General features: G+C 40.1%; 17 protein-coding genes and 1 pseudogene. 12 read left to right on the plus strand and 6 right to left on the minus strand.

Annotated features, from left to right (window positions below):
- Positions 1 to 186 precede the first annotated feature (186 nt).
- On the plus strand, positions 187 to 2,418 hold the full coding sequence (locus tag FPL17_RS00615; protein WP_159882506.1) for an NADP-dependent isocitrate dehydrogenase: 2,232 nt from the start codon (positions 187 to 189) through the stop codon (positions 2,416 to 2,418).
- Between the two features lie 65 nt (positions 2,419 to 2,483).
- Here the strand turns inward: FPL17_RS00615 and FPL17_RS00620 are convergent, their stop codons facing one another.
- Both FPL17_RS00620 and FPL17_RS00625 read right to left on the minus strand, forming a co-directional pair.
- Entirely contained in the window at positions 2,484 to 3,155 is a 672-nt protein-coding gene (locus FPL17_RS00620) for a hypothetical protein (protein ID WP_228277583.1), read from the minus strand.
- Between the two features lie 3 nt (positions 3,156 to 3,158).
- Positions 3,159 to 3,977 (minus strand): rRNA large subunit pseudouridine synthase E, encoded by an 819-nt coding sequence (locus FPL17_RS00625; protein ID WP_005202279.1) that lies wholly within the window; start codon positions 3,975 to 3,977, stop codon positions 3,159 to 3,161.
- Between the two features lie 194 nt (positions 3,978 to 4,171).
- Here FPL17_RS00625 and icd point away from each other — a divergent pair, with 194 nt between their 5' ends.
- Both icd and FPL17_RS00635 read left to right on the plus strand, forming a co-directional pair.
- Positions 4,172 to 5,425: an NADP-dependent isocitrate dehydrogenase gene (gene icd / locus FPL17_RS00630; protein ID WP_005184117.1), complete on the plus strand. Its 1,254-nt coding sequence runs from the start codon at positions 4,172 to 4,174 to the stop codon at positions 5,423 to 5,425.
- A 142-nt stretch (positions 5,426 to 5,567) separates the two neighbouring features.
- Complete coding sequence (locus tag FPL17_RS00635; protein ID WP_151715918.1) at positions 5,568 to 6,188, plus strand: pentapeptide repeat-containing protein; 621 nt, start codon at positions 5,568 to 5,570, stop codon at positions 6,186 to 6,188.
- Between the two features lie 78 nt (positions 6,189 to 6,266).
- On the opposite strand, the gene FPL17_RS00640 is transcribed toward FPL17_RS00635, so the two are convergent.
- Positions 6,267 to 6,431 (minus strand): DUF1427 family protein, encoded by a 165-nt coding sequence (locus FPL17_RS00640; protein WP_005184112.1) that lies wholly within the window; start codon positions 6,429 to 6,431, stop codon positions 6,267 to 6,269.
- Between the two features lie 13 nt (positions 6,432 to 6,444).
- Positions 6,445 to 7,085: pseudogene (locus FPL17_RS00645) on the minus strand (DJ-1/PfpI family protein).
- 243 nt (positions 7,086 to 7,328) lie between these two features.
- Between FPL17_RS00645 and FPL17_RS00650 the strand changes: the two are divergent.
- Positions 7,329 to 8,147: a PhzF family phenazine biosynthesis protein gene (locus FPL17_RS00650; RefSeq protein ID WP_159882508.1), complete on the plus strand. Its 819-nt coding sequence runs from the start codon at positions 7,329 to 7,331 to the stop codon at positions 8,145 to 8,147.
- 144 nt (positions 8,148 to 8,291) lie between these two features.
- A complete protein-coding gene (locus FPL17_RS00655; RefSeq protein WP_159882510.1) occupies positions 8,292 to 11,060 on the plus strand; it encodes a M16 family metallopeptidase in 2,769 nt (922 codons plus the stop codon).
- A gap of 51 nt (positions 11,061 to 11,111) precedes the next feature.
- On the opposite strand, the gene FPL17_RS00660 is transcribed toward FPL17_RS00655, so the two are convergent.
- A complete protein-coding gene (locus FPL17_RS00660) occupies positions 11,112 to 11,495 on the minus strand; it encodes a DUF3144 domain-containing protein (protein WP_004801353.1) in 384 nt (127 codons plus the stop codon).
- 105 nt (positions 11,496 to 11,600) lie between these two features.
- On the opposite strand from FPL17_RS00660, the gene FPL17_RS00665 reads away from it, so the two are divergent.
- On the plus strand, positions 11,601 to 12,233 hold the full coding sequence (locus FPL17_RS00665; RefSeq protein WP_159882512.1) for a hypothetical protein: 633 nt from the start codon (positions 11,601 to 11,603) through the stop codon (positions 12,231 to 12,233).
- Between the two features lie 319 nt (positions 12,234 to 12,552).
- Here FPL17_RS00665 and FPL17_RS00670 read toward each other — a convergent pair whose 3' ends face one another.
- Complete coding sequence (locus FPL17_RS00670; protein WP_159882514.1) at positions 12,553 to 14,010, minus strand: CYTH and CHAD domain-containing protein; 1,458 nt, start codon at positions 14,008 to 14,010, stop codon at positions 12,553 to 12,555.
- 177 nt (positions 14,011 to 14,187) lie between these two features.
- Here FPL17_RS00670 and FPL17_RS00675 point away from each other — a divergent pair, with 177 nt between their 5' ends.
- From FPL17_RS00675 to rapA, 6 genes are all read left to right on the plus strand, one after another.
- Positions 14,188 to 14,559: an Mpo1-like protein gene (locus FPL17_RS00675; RefSeq protein ID WP_005184094.1), complete on the plus strand. Its 372-nt coding sequence runs from the start codon at positions 14,188 to 14,190 to the stop codon at positions 14,557 to 14,559.
- Between the two features lie 153 nt (positions 14,560 to 14,712).
- Positions 14,713 to 15,324, plus strand: a complete 612-nt coding sequence (gene thiE / locus FPL17_RS00680; protein ID WP_005184091.1) for a thiamine phosphate synthase — start codon at positions 14,713 to 14,715, stop codon at positions 15,322 to 15,324.
- 83 nt (positions 15,325 to 15,407) lie between these two features.
- Positions 15,408 to 16,706, plus strand: a complete 1,299-nt coding sequence (gene hemL, locus FPL17_RS00685; RefSeq protein ID WP_151715912.1) for a glutamate-1-semialdehyde 2,1-aminomutase — start codon at positions 15,408 to 15,410, stop codon at positions 16,704 to 16,706.
- Positions 16,707 to 17,033: 327 nt separating this feature from the next.
- Positions 17,034 to 17,450 (plus strand): GlcG/HbpS family heme-binding protein, encoded by a 417-nt coding sequence (locus FPL17_RS00690; RefSeq protein ID WP_159882516.1) that lies wholly within the window; start codon positions 17,034 to 17,036, stop codon positions 17,448 to 17,450.
- Positions 17,451 to 17,592: 142 nt separating this feature from the next.
- Complete coding sequence (locus tag FPL17_RS00695; protein ID WP_171519509.1) at positions 17,593 to 18,237, plus strand: RluA family pseudouridine synthase; 645 nt, start codon at positions 17,593 to 17,595, stop codon at positions 18,235 to 18,237.
- Between the two features lie 144 nt (positions 18,238 to 18,381).
- Positions 18,382 to 21,219, plus strand: a complete 2,838-nt coding sequence (gene rapA, locus FPL17_RS00700) for an RNA polymerase-associated protein RapA (RefSeq protein ID WP_159882520.1) — start codon at positions 18,382 to 18,384, stop codon at positions 21,217 to 21,219.
- Positions 21,220 to 21,278: the final 59 nt, after the last annotated feature.

Here is a 21,278-nt window from a genome sequence, read left to right on the forward strand (position 1 = left end):
CATACCAGAACGCTACTATTATATCATTTTGTAGTATTTTTTATCGAAATGTCGTTATCACAGGATATTGCGTTGACTAGCATGTGATGAACGCTGATACTCTCAAGTTTGTTCAAGCAAATCGGTTCTAGGAGCTGGGCCACAAGCGCAGTTTTCCATAACTCAATCCAACACAAGGGGCTATATATGGCTGGTGGAAAGTCAAAAATCATTTACACACTGACTGATGAGGCGCCTTTATTAGCGACTTATTCATTACTACCGATCATTGAGACCTTTACAAAACCTGCTGGCATTGAGATTGTTAAAAGTGACATCTCAGTTGCGGTTCGTGTGCTCGCAGAATTTTCAGATTACCTCAAAGATGAGCAAAAGGTAAACAATAACCTTGCGGAGTTAGGTCGTCTTACGCAAGATCCAGATACCAATATCATTAAACTTCCGAACATCAGTGCGTCTGTTGCTCAGTTGGTATCATGTATTAAAGAGCTCCAGTCGAAGGGCTATGCAATTCCTGATTATCCAGAAAACCCAACCACTGAAGAAGAAAAAGAAATCAAGGCACGTTATGGTAAATGCCTTGGTTCAGCTGTAAACCCAGTATTGCGTGAAGGGAACTCTGACCGTCGTGCACCAGCTGCGGTAAAAAATTATGCGAAAAAACACCCGCACTCAATGAGCGAGTGGAAGCAATGGTCGCAGACTCACGTTTCTCACATGGATGAAGGCGACTTCTACCATGGCGAAAAATCAATGACTTTAGACCGTGCACGTAATGTGAAAATGGAACTCATCACTAAGTCTGGTGAAACCATTGTGCTTAAGCCAAAAGTTGCACTTCAAGATGGCGAAATCATTGACTCAATGTTTATGAGCAAGAAAGCGCTTTGCGATTTCTATGAAAAAGAACTTGAAGATTGTCGTGAAGCGGGCATTTTGTTCTCATTACACGTGAAAGCAACCATGATGAAAGTATCACACCCGATCGTATTTGGTCACTGTGTGAAAATCTATTACAAAGATGCTTTTGAAAAACACGGTAAATTGTTTGATGAACTCGGTATTAACGTAAACAATGGTATGGCTGGTCTTTATGAAAAGATCGCAACTTTACCGACGTCTTTACGTGAAGAAATCATTGAAGATTTACATGCTTGCCAAGAACACCGTCCTGCGCTTGCAATGGTTGATTCTGCAAAAGGCATCACTAACTTCCATTCACCAAATGACGTGATTGTAGATGCTTCTATGCCTGCAATGATTCGTGGTGGCGGTAAAATGTGGGGTGCTGACGGCAAACCTTACGACTGTAAAGCAGTAATGCCTGAATCAACTTTCGCACGTATCTACCAAGAAATGATCAATTTCTGTAAGTGGAATGGTAACTTTGACCCACGTACTATGGGTACTGTGCCTAACGTTGGTTTGATGGCGCAAAAAGCAGAAGAATACGGTTCACACGATAAGACTTTTGAAATTGCAGAAGCGGGTATTGCCAACATTACAGATCTAGACACTGGTGAAGTGTTGATGTCACAAAATGTGGAAGAAGGCGACATCTGGCGTATGTGTCAGGTGAAAGACGCACCGATTCGTGACTGGGTGAAACTTGCAGTAACACGTGCACGTAACTCAGGTATGCCTGCGATTTTCTGGTTAGACCCATACCGTCCACACGAGAATGAATTGATCAAGAAAGTTGAAAAATACTTGAAAGATCATGACACTACTGGTCTTGATATCCAAATCATGTCACAAGTACGTGCAATGCGTTATACGCTTGAACGTGTAGCACGTGGTTTAGATACGATTTCGGTAACGGGTAACATCTTACGTGACTACTTAACTGACTTGTTCCCAATCATGGAATTGGGTACTTCAGCGAAAATGTTGTCAATCGTGCCGTTAATGGCTGGCGGTGGCATGTACGAAACAGGTGCTGGCGGTTCAGCACCGAAACATGTACAGCAGTTAGTTGAAGAAAACCACTTACGTTGGGATTCTCTTGGTGAGTTCCTTGCATTGGCTGTGTCTTTAGAAGAGCTTGGTATTAAAGAAGACAATAACCGTGCGAAATTACTTGCTAAGACACTTGATCAAGCGACAGGAAAATTGTTGGATAACGACAAATCGCCATCACGTCGTACAGGTGAGTTAGATAACCGTGGTAGTCACTACTACTTGGCATTGTATTGGGCTGAAGCATTGGCTGCTCAAGACGAAGATACTGAGTTAAAAACGAAATTTGCTCCGCTTGCAAAATCACTTGCTGAAAACGAACAGAAGATTGTTGCAGAGCTTGCTCAAGTACAAGGTCAAGCTGCTGATATCGGTGGTTACTATGCAATCGATCCAGCGAAAGTAAATGCGGTAATGCGTCCAAGTGCGACATTTAATACGACACTTGCGTCACTGTAATTGTTGATATATCACCGACAATGTTGTCGGTGATATAAAAAGCCGATATGAAAATATCGGCTTTTTTATTCTAAAGATATGTATTTTCTACAAACATTCATTAAAGCAGAGTTCGCATATTTAAACTCAGCATGAAAATCATGTCGACCATCTCTAAACTCTAGAAATTCTAAAGCAGACCAAGGATAAAACATTTCTAGATAGTTCAAATAGTCTTGTATAAGCTCCCAATTTTGCTCATCAATTTGCCCTTCAAGTAAAATTTGTAGTTGTTGTGCTTTTGAGCGTAATGGAACTGCTATTTCAATAAGTTCTGCATAGGCGATTTTATATTCTGACTCTCTTGTTTCTATTGAAAATGTATAAGTTAGAACATAGATTTTAGATGTAAATTGTCCATGTAAATCCCATATATCATTTATTAATTTTGAAATTAAAGATAAGTTATGTTGTGTTTTCCAGTTAAGAACTAAAACTGCAGCTGTTATTGCTGCAAAGACTGTGGCTGCGCTACCCAATAATGAGGTAATAAGAGCGATGTTATTTTGATTTTCTATTTTTATTAATAAGTTTCCAAACGACAAATATAGTAGATTTATTAATAAAAAAATTGAAATAAGTAGAAATGGTAAGTAAGTAGAAATGAGTAGTCTAAGTATTTTATATCGTATTTTTCTAAGCATTTTTATAACCTTAATAATTTTAAAGCCCACTTTCATGGGCTTTAAAATACTCAAATCTTAACGACCATTACGACTACGTCCGCGTGGTGCTTTGGTATTTGGACGCGTTGTACCATTGGTCTTACGACGTGGTTTATCTGCATCATCAGTTTGCCAAATACGGGTTGTACCACCGCCAGCTTTTTTCTTACCTTTAAATGGTTTTTCACCTCTTTCTTCACGTGCTTTATCTTTGGCACGAGAAAAATGCGGTTTATTATTTGATTTTTTCGCGAAAGAACGACCTTCATAAGGCTTGTCTGCCGGAACGTCTTTAAAATCTGGATAAAGCAAAGGTTCGATTTCGAGTTGTTCACCTGGCTGTAAACCCAGTTTGACGAGATCAATGCTACCAATTTGAGTACGAATCAGACGTAAAGTCGGGAAACCCACAGCCGCTGTCATACGACGTACTTGACGATTACGACCTTCGCAGATTTGTAGTTCGATCCAAGTCGTTGGAATATTTGCACGATAACGTACCGGTGGGTTACGTTCCCATAGCCATTCCGGTTGTTCAACTTTACGCGCTTTGGCAGGTAAAGTCATACCATCTGCAAGTTCAACGCCCTTTTGCAGTTTTTCAATAGCTTCTTCTGTGACATCACCATCAACTTGAGCAAGATAAGTTTTATATTTCTTATTATCAGGATGGGTGATGAATTGATTTAAACCACCATGATCAGTAAGAAACATTAAACCTTCAGAGTCTAAATCTAGACGTCCTGCAATACGAAGTTCAGGATCTTTAATAAAACTTGAAACTGTTAAATGTTTTTCATCTTCGCGAAACTGTGACAAAACGTCAAAAGGTTTATTAAATACGACTACTTTCATATGGATATACTACTTTGGCTATGGGCGGCATCATAACAATAAAGGTTTCTATTTAATGGAGAAATGTTGTTATTTCCCGTATAAATCTCAAAAAAAACCTGTTTTGAACTAAACTGTTTCATGCAATAAAAAACGAAAGTATGCCATAGAAGGCATAGAGATAATCGCTAAATACATGAGGGAGAACCTACAAAATGGGTTATCAGAAGATTGTGGTTCCTGCTGATGGAGACAAAATCACAGTAAATGCAGACCTGTCATTGAATGTTCCAAATCGTCCAATCATCCCTTTTATTGAAGGTGATGGTATTGGTGTGGATATTACACCAGCAATGAAGGCAGTAGTAGATGCCGCCGTGTTAAAAGCTTACGGTGGCAAACGTTCGATCGAATGGATGGAAGTCTACTGCGGCGAAAAAGCAGATAAAATTTATGGCAATTATATGCCAGAAGAAACTTTTGATGCTTTACGCGAGTTTATTATATCAATAAAAGGCCCTTTGACTACACCTGTTGGAGGCGGTATTCGTTCTTTGAATGTTGCATTGCGTCAAGAACTCGATCTATATGTCTGTGTGCGTCCAGTACGTTGGTTTGAAGGTGTGCCTTCACCTGTACAACATCCAGAACTCACAGATATGGTGATTTTCCGTGAAAACTCAGAAGATATCTATGCAGGGATTGAATGGAAGGCCGATTCTCCAGAAGCGAAAAAAGTCATTAAATTTTTGCAAGAAGAAATGGGTGTGACCAAAATCCGATTCCCTAAAGATTGTGGTATCGGCATTAAGCCTGTTTCTAAAGAAGGAACCCAACGTCTGGTGCGTAAAGCCATTCAGTTTGCGATTGATAATGATAAACCTTCTGTGACGCTAGTACACAAAGGTAACATCATGAAGTATACCGAAGGTGCGTTTAAAGAGTGGGGCTATGAACTTGCGATGGAGCGTTTTGGTGGGCAACTGCTGGATGGTGGGCCTTGGGTAAAAATTAAAAATCCGAAAACGGGTAAAGACATTATTATTAAAGATGTGATTGCCGATGCATTCTTACAGCAAATTTTAATGCGTCCAGCCGATTATTCCGTGATTGCGACACTGAACTTAAATGGTGACTATATTTCTGATGCACTTGCAGCAGAAGTGGGCGGCATAGGGATTGCGCCGGGTGCGAATATTGGTGGTGCAATAGCAGTTTATGAAGCAACACATGGCACTGCACCGAAGTATGCGGGGCAAGATAAGGTCAATCCAGGCTCGATTATTCTCTCTGCCGAAATGATGTTGCGTGATATGGGCTGGGTTGAAGCCGCGGATCTAATTATTCAAGGTGTTTCGGGTGCAATTTCAGCCAAGACCGTGACGTACGACTTTGAGCGTTTAATGCCAAATGCAACCTTATTACGTTGTTCTGAATTCGGACAAGCGATTATTGAACATATGGAATAAGTAAGCTTTATATCTTTATTAAAAGAGTAGCAAAGCTGCTCTTTTAATATTTAAAATTGAGATAAATAAGTCATGAGAAAAATATGTACAAAATTGAATGTATGACATATTTTGATGTGTTCGAAAATAAAAATTGAACATCATGGCGGAAAGAAAATATGGTGCAGCAGCACCGAAAACAACAGAAACCATTACTAGCTTGGATTGGTACGGACAAGTACTCAATAATCAAAAATATGAGCGGACGCTATTTGTAGACTTAGATCTGTCAGAAGCTCAAAGTACAGGTGCGATTTTTAATGAATGTACTTTTCGACGAGCACGTTTTAATGCATCGGTTCATCAGCATAGTGCGTTTTTAAATTGTACTTTCTATTTCTGCAATTTCTTTGATAGCAAATTTACCGACTGCAAGTTGGTTGGTAGCATGTTTAGCGATTGTCAGTTTCACCATATGCGGGTTGAGGACAGTGATTGGGCTTTTGTTGGATTACCGGGCGCGGATTTAGAGAAAGCTTCTTTTTTGAGAACCCGTTTAAGAGAAGCTGATTTGACTGGAGCGCGTTGCCATGGAAGTTCGATTAGAGAGAGTGATCTCTCTGGTGCATGGCTACACCGCGCAGATTTTACCGAGTGTGATTTAAGAGGTAGTGATTTGAGTAATTTAGATCCGAAAGAGACTCAAATTAAAGAGGCGATTATTAATCTTGATCAAACGCTGATGATTGCAGAAAATCTAGGCTTCGATGTCAGAATTGATTGAGTCTGTGAAAAGAGTTTGATCAAAATGAGTGGTTTTAGGCCACTCATTTTTATGGGAGATGGAATAAAGCTTATCTTGTTAAGAAAGATAGAGTCGAATAAAAGGGAGTAATTGTTCACCAATCACGATGCCCAATAAACCCAGTAATGCCACAATGGGCGGTGCAGGAGCTTTAACATCCAGTAGGTAATACAGCACACCGACCAATACGCCAACCGCGAGCGATAATAAATAAATCTTCATATTCAGCCGTTAATCAGCCTGCTTTTACTTTACAAAAGGGATCAATGTTTGGATTGCTATTCCAGATATATTCGGCCTCTTCGGCACAAAGCTGGGAAACTTTTTCACTCTGTGTGTCATGGATGAAGGCAAGGGTCATATCCATACCAGCACTTACACCTGATGAAGTATAGAATTTCCCATCAATTACCCAACGGGCTTGGGCTTGCCACAACACTTGGTCATTGAGTTTTTGTACAAATTCAAATGCCATTTTATTCGATGTTGCCTTAACACCATTTAAAAGACCTGTCGCTGCAAGCAATGAACTGCCTGTACAATGGTAAGCACGTGTTTACTTTGAGCCGCTAAAGTTTTGAGTTGATCAAGAAAATGTTGATTTTTGATTAATTCAAAAGTCACGATACCGCCTGGAACGAGCAGAATACTTTGGTCATTCACGTGCATTTCGCTAAAGGATTTGGTCTGGATACAAACACCATGTTTATTGGAAACCAGACCGCCATTCAGGCTATAAAACTGGACTTGATAATGTTCGTGCAGCAAGCCAAACAATTCAACAGGACCCATAATGTCGAGGGTTTCAAAATCTTCAAATACGATAGCATTCACAGGAATACGCATGGTTTTTCTCGCTTGTTTAATCTGCGTCATACCATAGTGAGCTTCAGATTTTTTATTGTGAATATTCTGTATGGCTTATTTTGAATTATGCTAAATCATTGGACTTTTAGGCTGATCTGTTAGCAAGCGAAACACATTTTGGGCTTAAATTTTATACATTTAGGTAAGTTAAACAACAAATGCTGTGGTGTATCGTAAATTTAGAAAAATCTGTATCTATACTTTATAGACCAAATGTTCAAAATAATTGAAAAATAGAGAGAGTGCCGTGACATGAAGATGTACCAAGTTGATGCTTTTACAAAAGAATTATTTAAAGGAAATCCCGCGGCTGTGATCGTCGTCGATGAATGGTTAGATGATCGTTTGATGCAGAATATTGCCATGGAAAATAATCTGTCTGAAACGGCTTTTGTAAAAACGATTGATGAAACCAATTATGAGATTCGTTGGTTTTCTCCACTCAATGAGGTTGCGTTTTGTGGGCATGCGACTTTAGCGAGTGCATTTGTTTTATTTAAAGACTTTACCACGGTAGGAACGATCCAGTTCCATGTACGCGATCTGGGTATTTTTATTGTCAGCCAAGATGCTGATGGCAAAATTAAAATGAATTTCCCGATTCGAAAAGCAGAGTTAGTTACTGATTATCCTCAAGTATTACGTGAAGGACTTACTAAGCCATTTAAAGCGGTCTATCGCAATATCCAAGCCTATATTATTGAATATGAAACGGTGCAAGATGTATTGGATGAACAACCTGATCTGGAAAAGCTAAAACAACTTGGACAAGTTCGTACAGCGATTACTGCTTCTCAACCCGATGTTGCAATTACCGCCAGAGGTGAAGGGCAGTTTGATTGTGTTTCTCGTTATTTTGCACCAGCAATTGGTATTGATGAAGATCCAGTAACAGGTTCAATCCATACTGCAATCGTTCCACTTTGGGCTGAAAAATTGAATCAGACTCGATTAACAGCCTTTCAGGCATCTAAACGCGGTGGGATTTTAGAATGTGTGATTGCATCTGAAGATCGTATTGAAATTTCAGGCTATGCCAAATTGTATATGCAAGCCGAACTGACAATCTGATTTTTAGCTTAAACTGTGCAAAAATAAAGATAAAAGCTGTTTAAATAAACAGCTTTTTTCAAAACATAACTATTAAAAATGCGAATCGTTCTCTACTATAGCTTGACGTTTTTATTTAAATCACCAAAAACACTTGGATAAATTATGTTAATGCGGTTTAAGCAACTTACTCTCTCTCTTTGTTTGATTGGGTTGAGTGCAACGTCTTGGTCTCAGACGGTACTCGTAAAAAGTGAAAAAAATATCGAAGAATATAAATTAGATAATGGTTTCAGAGTTATTCTTGCACCAAACGATAAAGAAAACAAAGTCTATGTAAATACGGTTTATTTGACAGGTTCTTTGAATGATCCTAAGGGTAAAGGCGGCCTCGCACATCTATTAGAACATTTGGCCTTTAAAGGCACGCAAAATGTGAAGGGTGATGAGTTTCAACGTCGTCTAGATCAATATACGTTGATGACCAATGCCAGCACAGATTATTATGCGACCAAATATTTAAATATTGTTCGTCCTGAAAAAAATGCACTCAATGAAATTCTGTACCTTGAATCAGAGCGTATGGATAAATTGGTGCTGCAAGAAAAATTTGTTCCTTCTGAAATTGAAATCGTAAAACGTGAACGAGAAATCCGTATGGATCAGCCGTTTGCTGTACTGATGGATCAAATGTGGAAAGCGGCTTATGGCAATCAATATTTAGGTCGTTTACCAATTGGCGATTTACCTGAATTAAAGTCGATTCAGCTAAATGAATTGAACCAGTTCTATAGAACTTGGTATGCGCCAAATAATGCAGTGATGGTGATTTCAGGTAAATTTGATAAGACTGAGGTCCTAACTAAAATTGATCAGTATTTTAGTCCAATTCCAGCACGTCCAGTACCTGCGCAAGTTCAAGTGCCTGTTCTCGATTCAAGTAAAATTGAACAGCGTCAGTTTACGGTACAAAAGGGTAGTGATTTAGCTAAATTCCATGTCTATATGAATGGAAAAAATACCCCATTACAACCGACTTTAGCACTTGCGCCAGCGTTATATACCATGCAGCCAAGTGGTACTTTGTATAAGAGTATGGTGGAAACGGGAATCAGCACCGCAGTGCAATCAACCACATGGTTAGATCAAGACTTTAACGTGGTCTTTATGGGCGCAATTTATGCCCCGAATCATGATGCGAAAAAGGTTGATGAAGCACTAAAAACAGGTGTTGAAAATAGCCAGCCATTCACCGAGGCTGAATTACAGCGGATTAAAAATATTACGCAAAATACCGCAGATAGCATTGCCAATGACGCTGTCGCTTTAGGTTCACGCCTGAGCGATTACGCAGTTTCATCACATGGTCAATGGGATCAATACTTTAAGGACTTACAAGCAGTTCAAGACTTAAAGCTGAATGATGCAAATAAAACCTTAAAAGAATTTTTAGTCTCTTCACATCGTATCTCAGGCGATATTTTACCGACGCCTGAAGATCAAAAGAAAGCGATGACGATGAAAGCAGAGGAGAAGCCTAAAACTTTAGATCAAAGCGATGAAAAGCCTGAGCCATTAAAAGATGCAAATGTCTACAAGCAGGAAGTGACCCAATTTATGGCACAGTCTGCTCAGCAATTGCAAAAAAATGAGCAGAAAATTCAACGGGGTGAATTAAAGAATGGTATTCGCTATGCACTCTTCCCAACGCCTACACGTGATGATAAAACTTATGCCACGATTAGCTTAGATTTTGGTGATGAAAAAGCATTATTTGGTAAAGGGGTTACTTTAGATTTAGCCAGCTATTTAATGCTGCGTGGTTCTGAAAAGCATACTTTGCAGGAAATTACCGATAAAGCGATTGCGGCTAGCGGTGGTGCATCGGTCAGTTCAAATGGCAATGGCTTTACCATCGTTGTTCAGGCGAAGAAAGATAAGTTTGAAGAGTTCTTTAACTTTATTGTTGATGTCCTTAAGCAGCCAAAATTCTCGCAAACTGAGTTTGATCTAGCAAAAAATCAAAGCCTGTCTGTATTGGATCGTCCATATACGGAACCCGCGGTTGTATCATCGATGACCTTGTCTAAGATTCTGGAAATCTATCAACCAGGCGATATCCGTTATCACTTTGAACCAGAACTGGCGAAGAAACAGATTAGTGAAGTAACCCAGCCGCAAGTGAAACAATTCTATGATCAGTTCTTTGTGACAGACCATGCTCAAATTGCTGTGACGGGTGATTTTGATGCCAAGAAAATGCAGAAGACTTTGCAAAAAGCCTTTGGTTCTTGGAAAGCAAAACAACCATTCACAAAAGTGACAGGCCAATACACGGTGTATAAAGCACAGAAAGTTCATGCCTTATCGGAACAACGTGAGTTTGGTAGCTATCAAAGTGTTTTAGCCTTACCAGTTGGTTCATATCATAAAGATGCGCCAGCTTTAATTATTCTGAGCCATGTTTTAGGTAACTCACAACTTTCATCACGTTTGGCTCAAGAGCTACGTGAGAAGAATGCTTTGGTTTATGGTTTTGGTAGTGGCTTAGATCTTGATCCAGATATTGATGATGGTACTTTAAGCATTACTGCAAATTATACCTCTGGCCGTTCTGAGCAAGTTTCACAATCAGTACACAAGGTATTGAATGAGTTGCTGAGCAAAGGTGTGACTGAGCAGGAAGTGGAAGCAGCGAAAGCGGATATCATGAAAAAACGTGTAACAGCTTTGGAAGATGAACGTAATATTCATGGCATGCTAACAGGTCAGTTAGAGCGTAACAAAACACTGTTGGATCGTGCAGAGCGCGATCAGGAGCTTGCGAAATTGACCAAAGAAGATGTGAATGCAGCCATCAAAAAATACATCAAACTGGACCAGTTTGTAGAAGTCATGGCAGATCAATATGGTCAGCCTCAAAACTTGAAATAAGCAATCAAAAATAAAGCCACCGATCTGGTGGCTTTATTTTTGCATCAAAGATTAATGATCATGTTTGTGGGCATGAAAATCTTCGTTCTTACGGAATCGTAAGTAGTTTTCAAACTGTTCACAATATTCGTCAAAATTATCTTCTAACATCATTTGGAATTGTTGCAGTAGATAAGACATGACTTGTTCTTTGGCATCACGCATTTCATTGCCATCTTTAAAGTTATTGGCTGCGACCCATGTATTAAAACGGGCAGTGGCAAATAACATAGCTGCACTTACTTGGCCACGTAACTCTTCTGGCTTGGCTTGCTGACCTTTGGGTGGTCGGCAGAAATCATTGGCAAGTTTAATAAATTCATCTGCACGCTCAAAAAACACCGCATTTAAAGCTTCTTCATCCGTCACATCGGTGGCGTTAATTTTTTGAGACATGATATTTTCCAGCGACAAGTTAAGACACCTCATTATAGACAAAGCCTTGTCGAAACTAAACCTTTGCCTTAATCTAAAATAGCCTAAGCAATTAGAATAATCACTATGCAAGATGCAATCGCGATTCAAAGCTTAAAAACAGATATAGCCTTACTGCGCCAACATATTTATCCACCTCAGTATTTAGAAAATGTTGAAGGCTTGCCGATTTATTATGGGTTGCAACAAGATGTAGATGAGTATTATCGACAATGGCTACCCTTGATTGAAAGAGCACAACAGCTGTGTCAGCCTTTTATGGAAGATGATGTGGTCGATGCAATTCATTTACCAAGTCATTTAAATCTGCCGCTGTTTTTCTTTCATGTCGATCGGATTCGGATTAATAAAACACGCGCTAAAGAGTCGAAAACTTTTCGTGGTGTCGCTGCCTTGTTAGAAAAATGTGGGCAGTTTGAGACGGATCAAATTTTTGCAATGCAGGAATGGCTGGGCAGTGATGATACGGCTGCCTTAGTTGCGCATCGTGAGTTTATTGATTTACGAACTTATGTTTTCCAACATGGGCAAAGTGAATATACACGGACTCGGTTTTATATGAATGGCATGATTCTCAGTGTTGAACCGCATTTTAAATTGGTCGATGCACGGGATAAGCCGCGGAAGCAGCGTAATGATCGTTATAGTGATCCGATTGCAGATAATGGAACGTGGAAAATTTTTGGGAAATATCGGTAAATGATTTAAGTAGAATAAATAGTTTAACACTCTAATTTTCATTAAAAAATAATAGCACAGCCACAAGTGCTATATAAAGTTTGAATGTTTTCGCGTAGGCGATTTCCTACTTTGTTTTCGGACAAAGTAGGCAAAGCCATTGTCATCAGCAAAACCTGTTTATTTCTTGGATTTATTAAAATGTATCGCAGAAACATTACTTTGCTTATATCACGCAGGTTGCTGATGACGTTTCCGAGTATCCGCTTTTTGTTAAGATTTAGATTATTTGTGGCGGCATCCATGCCGCCAAGCGCGATAGCGATTTAAGGAAATGGAGCTATCGCTTTTCATCCCAAAAAGCGTCCTGAGCAGATAAGCCTTGTAACTTTTTCGCCGCTTTTTTTGCCACATGTGGTTGCTGAGCCTTAACCCAACCTAATGCAAATAAAAACTGCGGGTATTCAGCAGTTTGTTGCTCAAAGATTTGCTTAGCAACAAACAGGTCATTATAAAAGCCTAAATATTCCTGAATTGGCTGTAACTTATTTAAGAATTGTTGAACCTCTTTTTCAGGAAAAATCCCTGCAATAAAGTCGATGCAATAACGCAATTGTTTGACACGCTTACGAGTACGATGTTGTTGCTCAACTTCTAAAGTTAAAAACTGAACTGCATCTTTTAGAATCTTTTGGTAAAGCTTGGTTAAACTTTTAGCTGCTTGTTTAGAAAGTTTAGATTTAGACTCATGCTCACTATAGGTGAAGCTGAGTAATGCTAAAAATAGCTGTGTGGTTTTAGTGTGACTTAATAACTGAGAAACACTGCTGTCAACACTCTCAGGGAATGGAAAATCAAAATCACAGACTTCTTTTACTAAAGGAATAACAGAATCTTGAATCGCATCATTATCGCGTGATTGACCTAATGCTCTAAAAATATCAGCCAATTGGCTTTCCCAAGTAGGATCAATGTGCGCAGACCAGTTAGAAAAATGCTTTAAAGCAGAACGTAAACGACGTAAACCAACACGAGCTTGGTGAATATGATCCGCTTCGGCTACACCGTCAGCAATTGCGGCTGCATTGGGTAAGATATGATTAAGGGTATTTTCGATAATCAGTTTGATTGCTTGTTCAGCACTGACATTTTTCTCTAGGCTTAGTGATTTCGCTTTGGTGGCAGGGGATACCGTTTTGCCAATAGCCAATAAATTACCACGTTCAGCCTTACTGCGCACATCAAGCCAGAGTTGATATTTATCTACCCATGTTTTGGTAAAATTAATCAGAGACTGTGCTGACCCTTGTTTTAACTCAAATTCAACTTCGCAGATTTTGGCTTGATCGGTTGGAGTACGGATTTCGCCATCGTCTAAGCAGACTTCAATTTGAGCCCCCTCAAACTCGAATACATGGAAAGTACGCTGTACGTCAGTTTGAAATTGCAACTGTAGTTCAGCCGGCTCTTCACCTAAAACATCGCGGAGTACGGTTTGGACTGTTTGATTATGTTTGTATAAAGATAAATCTAGTTCAGGTTCTTCAGCACATTTGCCTAAATAAATATCTTCTTCGATGCGTTGTAAATGGTTTTTACTGGCAGCTTTAAAGGTTTGCACCCAATGTTCACCTTCTTGACGCAGACGAATCGCAACATAATTTTTTGCCAGTAAACGGTCGGCGGTATCATAGTATTTTGCTTGTAGCTGAATTTTCTGTGCTTTTTGTTTGCTTAAAACTTGTAACACACTTTTTTTCTTAGATTCAGGGAGTTGAAATTTTAGCTCTATTTCCATGATGTTATGACTCCTGACCACCGAGAATGATATAGACAAAACTTAGTATAACTTGTTGATCTCAAAAATCATTGTAAAGTTGTTTTAAGCTTGGAAAGGATGGCACGCAATGACTTTATTTTGTACAGAAAATGCATTAACGTGTGGAGAGTCTTGCACGATTAGGATGATCTAAAAATGAATGCACCAGCGAATATTACCAAGCCAGTGGAATTTTCATTACCTATTAAAAACTATGATGAATTTTATCACTTTTATTTAACAGAACATCGCAGTATTGCCAGCCGTCGTTTGCACGTCGCAGGCAGCTCGGTCGGTTTATATTTCTTTAGTAAAGCGATTCGTAAACGTCAGGCAAAATATGCTTTGTATGGTTTGGTATCAGGCTATGCGTGTGCTTGGGTTGGGCATTTTTTCTTTGAACATAATAAGCCTGCCAGTTTTAAACAACCGTTGTATAGCTTTATCTCAGATTGGCGCATGTTGTCAGACGTTGCACGTGGTCGTTTAAGTCTGATCGATCGTCAGTTTGATAAAATTGATTCTTAAAATTGGTTTAATACTTCAAAAGCTGCTTTAGCAGCTTTTTTATTTGCTCTGATTTGCATCGGTTAATGATGTAAATACACTCACTATCTTTAATTTTCAAACAAGAAAATATACCCTGAGGCTAATGTAATTATAGTGAATAGTGAAACGTTCATGCGCGGTCTTTATCTCATCACCAATGATGATCCAATCCAATTATTATTAGAAAAATTAGATGTGGCTCTAGCAACAGGACAGGTTGCGATTCTGCAATATCGTCGTAAGAAAGTGGCAAAAGCAGATCAGCCAAGTGAAGTCGAGCAGATCAAAGCACTCTGTGAAAAGCATCAAGTCCCATTTGTCATTAATGATGATTTAGCACTGGCGGAACAATTTGGTTTAGGTGTGCATCTTGGACAATCTGATGGTGAAATAAGTGATGCGGCTGCACGCTTACCCCAAGGTGTGATTATTGGTCGTACCTGCTTAAATTCACTGGAATTGGCTGAAAAGGCGATTGCTGATGGTGCAACTTATGTGGCCTTTGGTGCAGTCTATGCAACCTCAACTAAACCTGAAGCGGGTAATGTTGGGATTGAAGTCATCAAACAGGCGAAACAAAAGTTTGCCGTACCGATTTGTGCAATTGGTGGTTTGACCGTTGAAAATTCTCAAGTCGTGATTGAGGCTGGGGCAAGCCTTTGTGCGGTAATTAGTGATATATTAGGGCGATCAACATCCGAAATTCCTGCTCGTGTTGATGCGTGGGCAAAGTTATTTGCCTAATTTTATGCATCCATATTGCGGAACTTTCATGGTTTCTCGGAACTTCAAACATTCCTTGTCCTCGATTCTAGGTTGAGCCTTATATGAGTTTATCTCCAAAGCAAGAACAGTTATTTAAACAAGCAAATAAACATATTCCAGGTGGCGTAAATTCACCTGTACGTGCATTTAACGGTGTTGGTGGTACGCCTGTCTTTATTGAAAAGGCAAAGGGGGCGTACTTATGGGATGTCGATGGCAAACGCTATGTTGACTATGTGGGTTCATGGGGACCAATGATTTTGGGTCATGCACATCCTGATATTATCCACGCGGTACAAACTGCAGCGGAAGATGGTCTAAGTTTTGGTGCACCAACGGTATATGAAACCACTTTGGCAGACACCATTTGCGAGATCATGCCTTCAATTGAATTGGTACGTATGACCAGCTCAGGTACTGAAGCAACTATGACTGCGATTCGTCTGGCACGTGGTTATACTGGGCGCGACAAGATTGTGAAATTTGAAGGCTGCTATCACGGTCATTCAGATTCACTCTTGGTAAAAGCGGGTTCAGGCTTATTGACGCTTGGTGAAGGTGAGCCAACCTCAAAAGGCGTACCTGCCGATTTCGCCAAACATACCTTAACGCTGCCGTATAACAATATTGAAGCGTTGAAAGAATGCTTTAGCAAATTTGGCCATGAGATTGCGGGTGTGATCATTGAGCCTGTTGCAGGTAATATGAATTTGGTGACACCAATCGATGGTTTCTTGCAAGCGATTCGTGATGTGTGCGATGAATACAAATCGGTCTTTATCATTGATGAAGTAATGACAGGTTTCCGTGTTGCATTGGGCGGTGCACAATCGGTGTATAAGGTTAAACCTGATTTGACTACTTTGGGTAAAATTATTGGTGCAGGCTTGCCGGTTGGTGCTTTTGGTGGTAAACGTGAAATCATGGAATGCATTGCACCTTTAGGTGGGGTTTACCAAGCAGGTACATTGTCAGGTAATCCATTGGCAATGCGTGCAGGTATTGCGATGTTCAAACACCTTCGTGAACCAGAGTTTTATGACAAGCTGGCTGCACAGCTCGCAAAATTACTTGCAGGTTTGCAGGCTGCGGCAGACGAAGCGGGTATTCCATTTAAGACCCAGCAAGTGGGTGGCATGTTCGGCTTGTATTTCACCGATCAAGAGGACATTACTAGCTTTGATTCAATGTTAGCCTGTGATGTTGAAGCATTTAAGAAATTCTTCCACGGTATGTTAAAGCGTGGTGTCTATCTTGCTCCATCTGCATTTGAAGCCGGATTTATCTCGTCTATGCATTCAGATCAAGATATTGCAGAGACCATTCAGGCAGCAAAAGAAACATTTGCAGAAATGAAATAATGCTGTGATGCATACAGAAGCCCGATTTGTTCGGGCTTTTTTTATCGGCGCATTTTACTTGAGCTGAATAGAGAGCTTAACCAGTTTAAAAATAATAGATGATCGTAACGGAATCTTACCCAGTTCCCAGCTGTTCGTATGATCAACCTCAGCGACGAAGCATAAAGATAAACAATCTTTACTGTACCGGAAGGTGAAATAATGCTTGAATAGTAAACTATATTTGCGTTGGTCTTAGGCTGTGCTTTGGGCTTGCATAGGCTGTAGATTGCAGCTGTATCATATCTAAAAGCTTTTTATAAGAAACCCATAGGAATGGAGTAAAACATGAAAACTAAACATTATTTAACGTCCGCTGATGTGGAAATTTTAGTTGAAGCAGCATTGCAATATGCAACAGCGCACAGCTTTAATGTCAGCATTGCAGTTGTCGATGACGGTGGAACTTTATTAATGATGAAGCGTATGGATGGCGCATCGGTATTATCGACACAGATTTGCCAAGAAAAAGCACAATCTGCTGCGGTCAGCCGAAGAACCACCAAGGCATCCGAAGATATGATCCGTGATGGTAAGATCGGCTTTTTAACCATCAATGCAGCAAAAGGCATGTTAGAAGGTGGTGAGCCGATTGTATATCAAGGGCAGGTTGTCGGGGCTGTTGGTATTTCGGGCGTGCAATCTTTTCAAGATGCGGAAATTGCCCAACATGCAATTCAACAATTTCTAGAGCAACAGACCTAAATCATCCTGTAAATGCGATTCTGGATGAAATATCGAGAGAAACACGAAAAAAATCAGTAAAAATACGTGTCATGCATTGTAATTCAGCGCCAAGCTTTTTATGATTGCCCGCTTGTTTTCATCCAGTCGTTGGAAGGTTACCTTGAATGATTTTCTAAGTGAATATTTGATTCATCGTGATGAAGATTTTATGGTCATCCATAAACCTGCAGGCTTACTTACTGTGCCGGGGAAAACACCCGATTTACAAGATTGTTTGATCAATCGTTTATTAGAATTAGAACCAAAAACTTTACTGATTCATCGTTTAGATCGTGATACTTCTGGCATCTTAGTGTTTGGTTTATCCAAATTTGGACAAAGCAATATTTCGCGCCAGTTTCAAGATCGTCAAACCTCAAAAATTTATCAAGCTTTGGTTGCCGGACATTTAGAAGGTCAGGGCGTCGTCGATATCCCTGTGATTTATGATCCAAGCCGTCCACCATTGCATATTGTGGATGCTTCCTATCACAAGCCTGCATTAACCGAATGGCAAGCGATCGAACATTTAGAAATTCAAGGGCAAGTTGTAACTCGAGTTAAACTTATTCCGATTACAGGGCGTTCACATCAGCTTCGTGTGCATATGCAATATTTAGGTCATCCGATTCTAGGCGATACCTTATATGCCACGCCAGAACAGCAACAGCTTTATCCGCGTTTGTGCTTACATGCAACGCAATTGAGCTTTGCGCATCCTAAAACAGGTGCACAACTCAGCTTTGATTGTGCAGTACCGTTTTAGTCTAAAAACTTTTTTATGAAACACGATGTGATGCACGCTATTTGATTGCGCTTTGTGTCAAAATACATCGTTGAAAACTACATAAAATGCCTTAACTTTTATTTGGGTCAGGGCATAAAATATGTAGGCTAACTTGAGATAAAGGTGGAAAAATTGCAGCAGTTTGCTATTGGTCAACGTTGGTTATCAGATACTGAAACTGAACTCGGTTTAGGGGTTCTTATTGATGTAGATGAACGTTCTATCAGCATTTTATTCCCTAAAAGTGATGAAACTCGTGTTTATGCACGAAACAACGCGCCTTTAACTCGTATCATCTTTAATGTAAAAGATGAAGTACAAGATCAAGAAGGGATTAAATGGATTGTTGAATCCATTGAAGATCGCCATGGTGTACTTCGTTATGATGTTGTTCGCACCTTAGAAAATGGTGAGCAAGAGCGTAAGGCACTGAATGAAACTCGTATCGGTGCGCAAATCCAGCTGTCAAAACCTTTAGAACGTCTGTTAGCAAGTCAAGTCGATTATAAAGAGTGGTATGACCTCCGTATTGAAGCGATGTTGTTGCAAGCACAAATGCACACCAGCCCTTTACGTGGTTTTCTTGGTGCGCGTGTGGGTTTGATTCCACATCAACTTTATATCGCACATGAAGTCGGTAAACGTTTTGCACCACGTGTCTTGTTAGCGGATGAAGTGGGTTTAGGTAAAACCATTGAAGCAGGTTTGATTATCCATCAACAACTGAAAACAGGCCGTTCAGAACGTATCCTGATTTTAGTACCAGATTCATTACAATATCAGTGGATGATTGAAATGCGTCGTCGTTTCAATCTGCAATTCTCTCTGTTTGATTTAACGCGTACAGCATCGATCAAAGAACATGATCCTGATCTCAATCCATTCCTGACTGAACAATGCATTATTGCCAGTGTTGACTTGATGGTTGACCATGATGATTTGCGCGAACAAGCCATTGAAGCTGGTTTTGATTTACTTGTGGTTGATGAAGCACATCACTTGATGTGGAGTGAAGAAGAAGGCGGTAATGACCGCTACGATTTGGTTGAAGAATTGTCTGAACAAACGGCGGGTGTGTTACTTCTGACCGCAACACCTGAGCAATTAGGGGTTGAAAGCCATTTTGCACGTTTACGTTTGCTTGATCCGCAACGTTTCAGCAGTCTTGACCGTTTCCTTGATGAAGAAGAACAATATCAACAAACTGCAAAAATTGCAGAAGTGTTGATGTCAGATGAAGCATTAACAGAAGAGCATTTAGCTGCACTTGAAGGCTTATTGGGTCATCGTATTGATGATCAGCCTGAGCATCGTATGCGTGCGATTCATGAATTATTAGACCGTCATGGTACAGGTCGTATCTTATTCCGTAATACCCGTGAAGCGATTCAAGGTTTCCCAGGCCGTGATTGCCAACCTGCGCCACTGCCAGCACCAGAAGATTGGTCATTTGATGGCAAAATGCGTGAGCAAATGTGGCCTGAAGAAGGTCAACTTGATGGTGCGTGGATGGAAAATGATCCGCGTGTGCCATGGTTGATGGAAGTTTTACGTAAAGATTTAAAACACAAAAAAGTGTTGTTGATCGCGCGTAGTGGACCAGTGGTTGAAGCACTGGAAAATGTATTACGTTTACATGCGGGTATTCGTACCGCTATGTTCCATGAGGGTATGAGTTTATTAGAGCGTGACCAAGCTGCGGCATATTTTGCAGAAGACAGTTATGGTGCTCAGATTTTACTTTGTTCGGAAATTGGTTCGGAAGGGCGTAACTTCCAGTTTGCCAGTGATTTAGTTTTATTTGATTTACCCGCAAACCCTGACGTACTTGAGCAGCGTATTGGTCGTTTGGATCGTATCGGTCAAGAAAATCGTATTCAGATCCATGTGCCATATTTGATGGGTACAGCACAAGAACGTATGTTCCGTTGGTACAACGAAGCACTCAATATTTTCAGCAGTATTTCTCCAACAGCGCAAACGCTGCAAGAGAACTTTATTGTTGAATTAAAAGATTGCTTATTGGCAGACCAAGGCCAGACTTTTGAAGATTTGCTTGAAGAAGTCAATGTACAGCGTCAAGCCTTGGAAGCTGAATTACAGGCAGGTCGTGACCGTTTGCTTGAGTACAACTCTTGCCGTCCAGTGGTTGCACAAGGCATTGTACAAGCACTTGAAGATTATGATGACAACACCACTTTGCCAATGTTTGTGAAGCGTTTCATGTCATCAACCAATATTGATTTTGATGAGCAAAGCAATGGTACAGTGATCATTAAGCCGACTGATCAAATGCAAGTTCAAGGAATTACCTTAGACGAAGAAGGGATGACTGCGACCTTCTATCGTGATCAGGCCCAAATCCGTGAAGATGCACAATATTTGACTTTGGAACATCCGTTTATTGAAAGTGTGATGGAAATGATCCGTACACAATCATTTGGTAGTACCAATGTTGCCTTACTAAAATCAAATGCATTGAAACAAGGTTCGGTGTTATTGGAAGTATGGTTCAAGGTCGATGTCGTTGCACCAAAAGCCTTAAATTTACCATCAAGCTTACCAAAGCAATTGATTCGTGTATTGCTGAGTGAAAATGGTCAGGACTTGTCAGCGAAGATTGACCCAAGCATTTTACGTCCATACTTACACCATTTAGATGGCAATAGTTGCCGACAAGTAGTGAAAGCACGTCGTGATGTGATCGAAACACGTTATGCGCAAGCTTTAGACATTGCTAAAACTTCTTTGCCAGAATTGATGCAACAAGCTAAAGAGCATTACAGCGGCAAATGGCAATATGAGATTGACCGTTTAAGCTATCTCAAGCAATTTAACCCAAGTATTCGTGAAGATGAGATTGAGCGTTTACAGAAATTCCAGAAAGAAGGCTTAGGTCTATTGGATGGTCTATCTGTGACACCAGAAGCGATTCAAGTTTTGGTTGTGGTTAAGCCATAATTAAAACAGCAATAAAAAAGAGGACTCGAATGGTCCTCTTTTTTATGCCTTGAATAAAC

The sequence above is a fragment of the Acinetobacter dispersus genome (assembly GCF_009884975.1).
GTDB lineage: Bacteria > Pseudomonadota > Gammaproteobacteria > Pseudomonadales > Moraxellaceae > Acinetobacter > Acinetobacter dispersus.

What these genes read in the sequence shown, in the direction of transcription:
- FPL17_RS00615 (WP_159882506.1), top strand. Translation starts at nt 187, where the DNA reads ATGGCTGGTGGAAAGTCAAAAATCATTTACACACTGACTGATGAGGCG.
- FPL17_RS00625 (WP_005202279.1), bottom strand. Translation starts at nt 3,977, where the DNA reads ATGAAAGTAGTCGTATTTAATAAACCTTTTGACGTTTTGTCACAGTTT.
- icd (WP_005184117.1), top strand. Translation starts at nt 4,172, where the DNA reads ATGGGTTATCAGAAGATTGTGGTTCCTGCTGATGGAGACAAAATCACA.
- FPL17_RS00635 (WP_151715918.1), top strand. Translation starts at nt 5,568, where the DNA reads ATGGCGGAAAGAAAATATGGTGCAGCAGCACCGAAAACAACAGAAACC.
- FPL17_RS00640 (WP_005184112.1), bottom strand. Translation starts at nt 6,431, where the DNA reads ATGAAGATTTATTTATTATCGCTCGCGGTTGGCGTATTGGTCGGTGTG.
- FPL17_RS00650 (WP_159882508.1), top strand. Translation starts at nt 7,329, where the DNA reads ATGAAGATGTACCAAGTTGATGCTTTTACAAAAGAATTATTTAAAGGA.
- FPL17_RS00655 (WP_159882510.1), top strand. Translation starts at nt 8,292, where the DNA reads ATGTTAATGCGGTTTAAGCAACTTACTCTCTCTCTTTGTTTGATTGGG.
- FPL17_RS00660 (WP_004801353.1), bottom strand. Translation starts at nt 11,495, where the DNA reads ATGTCTCAAAAAATTAACGCCACCGATGTGACGGATGAAGAAGCTTTA.
- FPL17_RS00665 (WP_159882512.1), top strand. Translation starts at nt 11,601, where the DNA reads ATGCAAGATGCAATCGCGATTCAAAGCTTAAAAACAGATATAGCCTTA.
- FPL17_RS00670 (WP_159882514.1), bottom strand. Translation starts at nt 14,010, where the DNA reads ATGGAAATAGAGCTAAAATTTCAACTCCCTGAATCTAAGAAAAAAAGT.
- FPL17_RS00675 (WP_005184094.1), top strand. Translation starts at nt 14,188, where the DNA reads ATGAATGCACCAGCGAATATTACCAAGCCAGTGGAATTTTCATTACCT.
- thiE (WP_005184091.1), top strand. Translation starts at nt 14,713, where the DNA reads ATGCGCGGTCTTTATCTCATCACCAATGATGATCCAATCCAATTATTA.
- hemL (WP_151715912.1), top strand. Translation starts at nt 15,408, where the DNA reads ATGAGTTTATCTCCAAAGCAAGAACAGTTATTTAAACAAGCAAATAAA.
- FPL17_RS00690 (WP_159882516.1), top strand. Translation starts at nt 17,034, where the DNA reads ATGAAAACTAAACATTATTTAACGTCCGCTGATGTGGAAATTTTAGTT.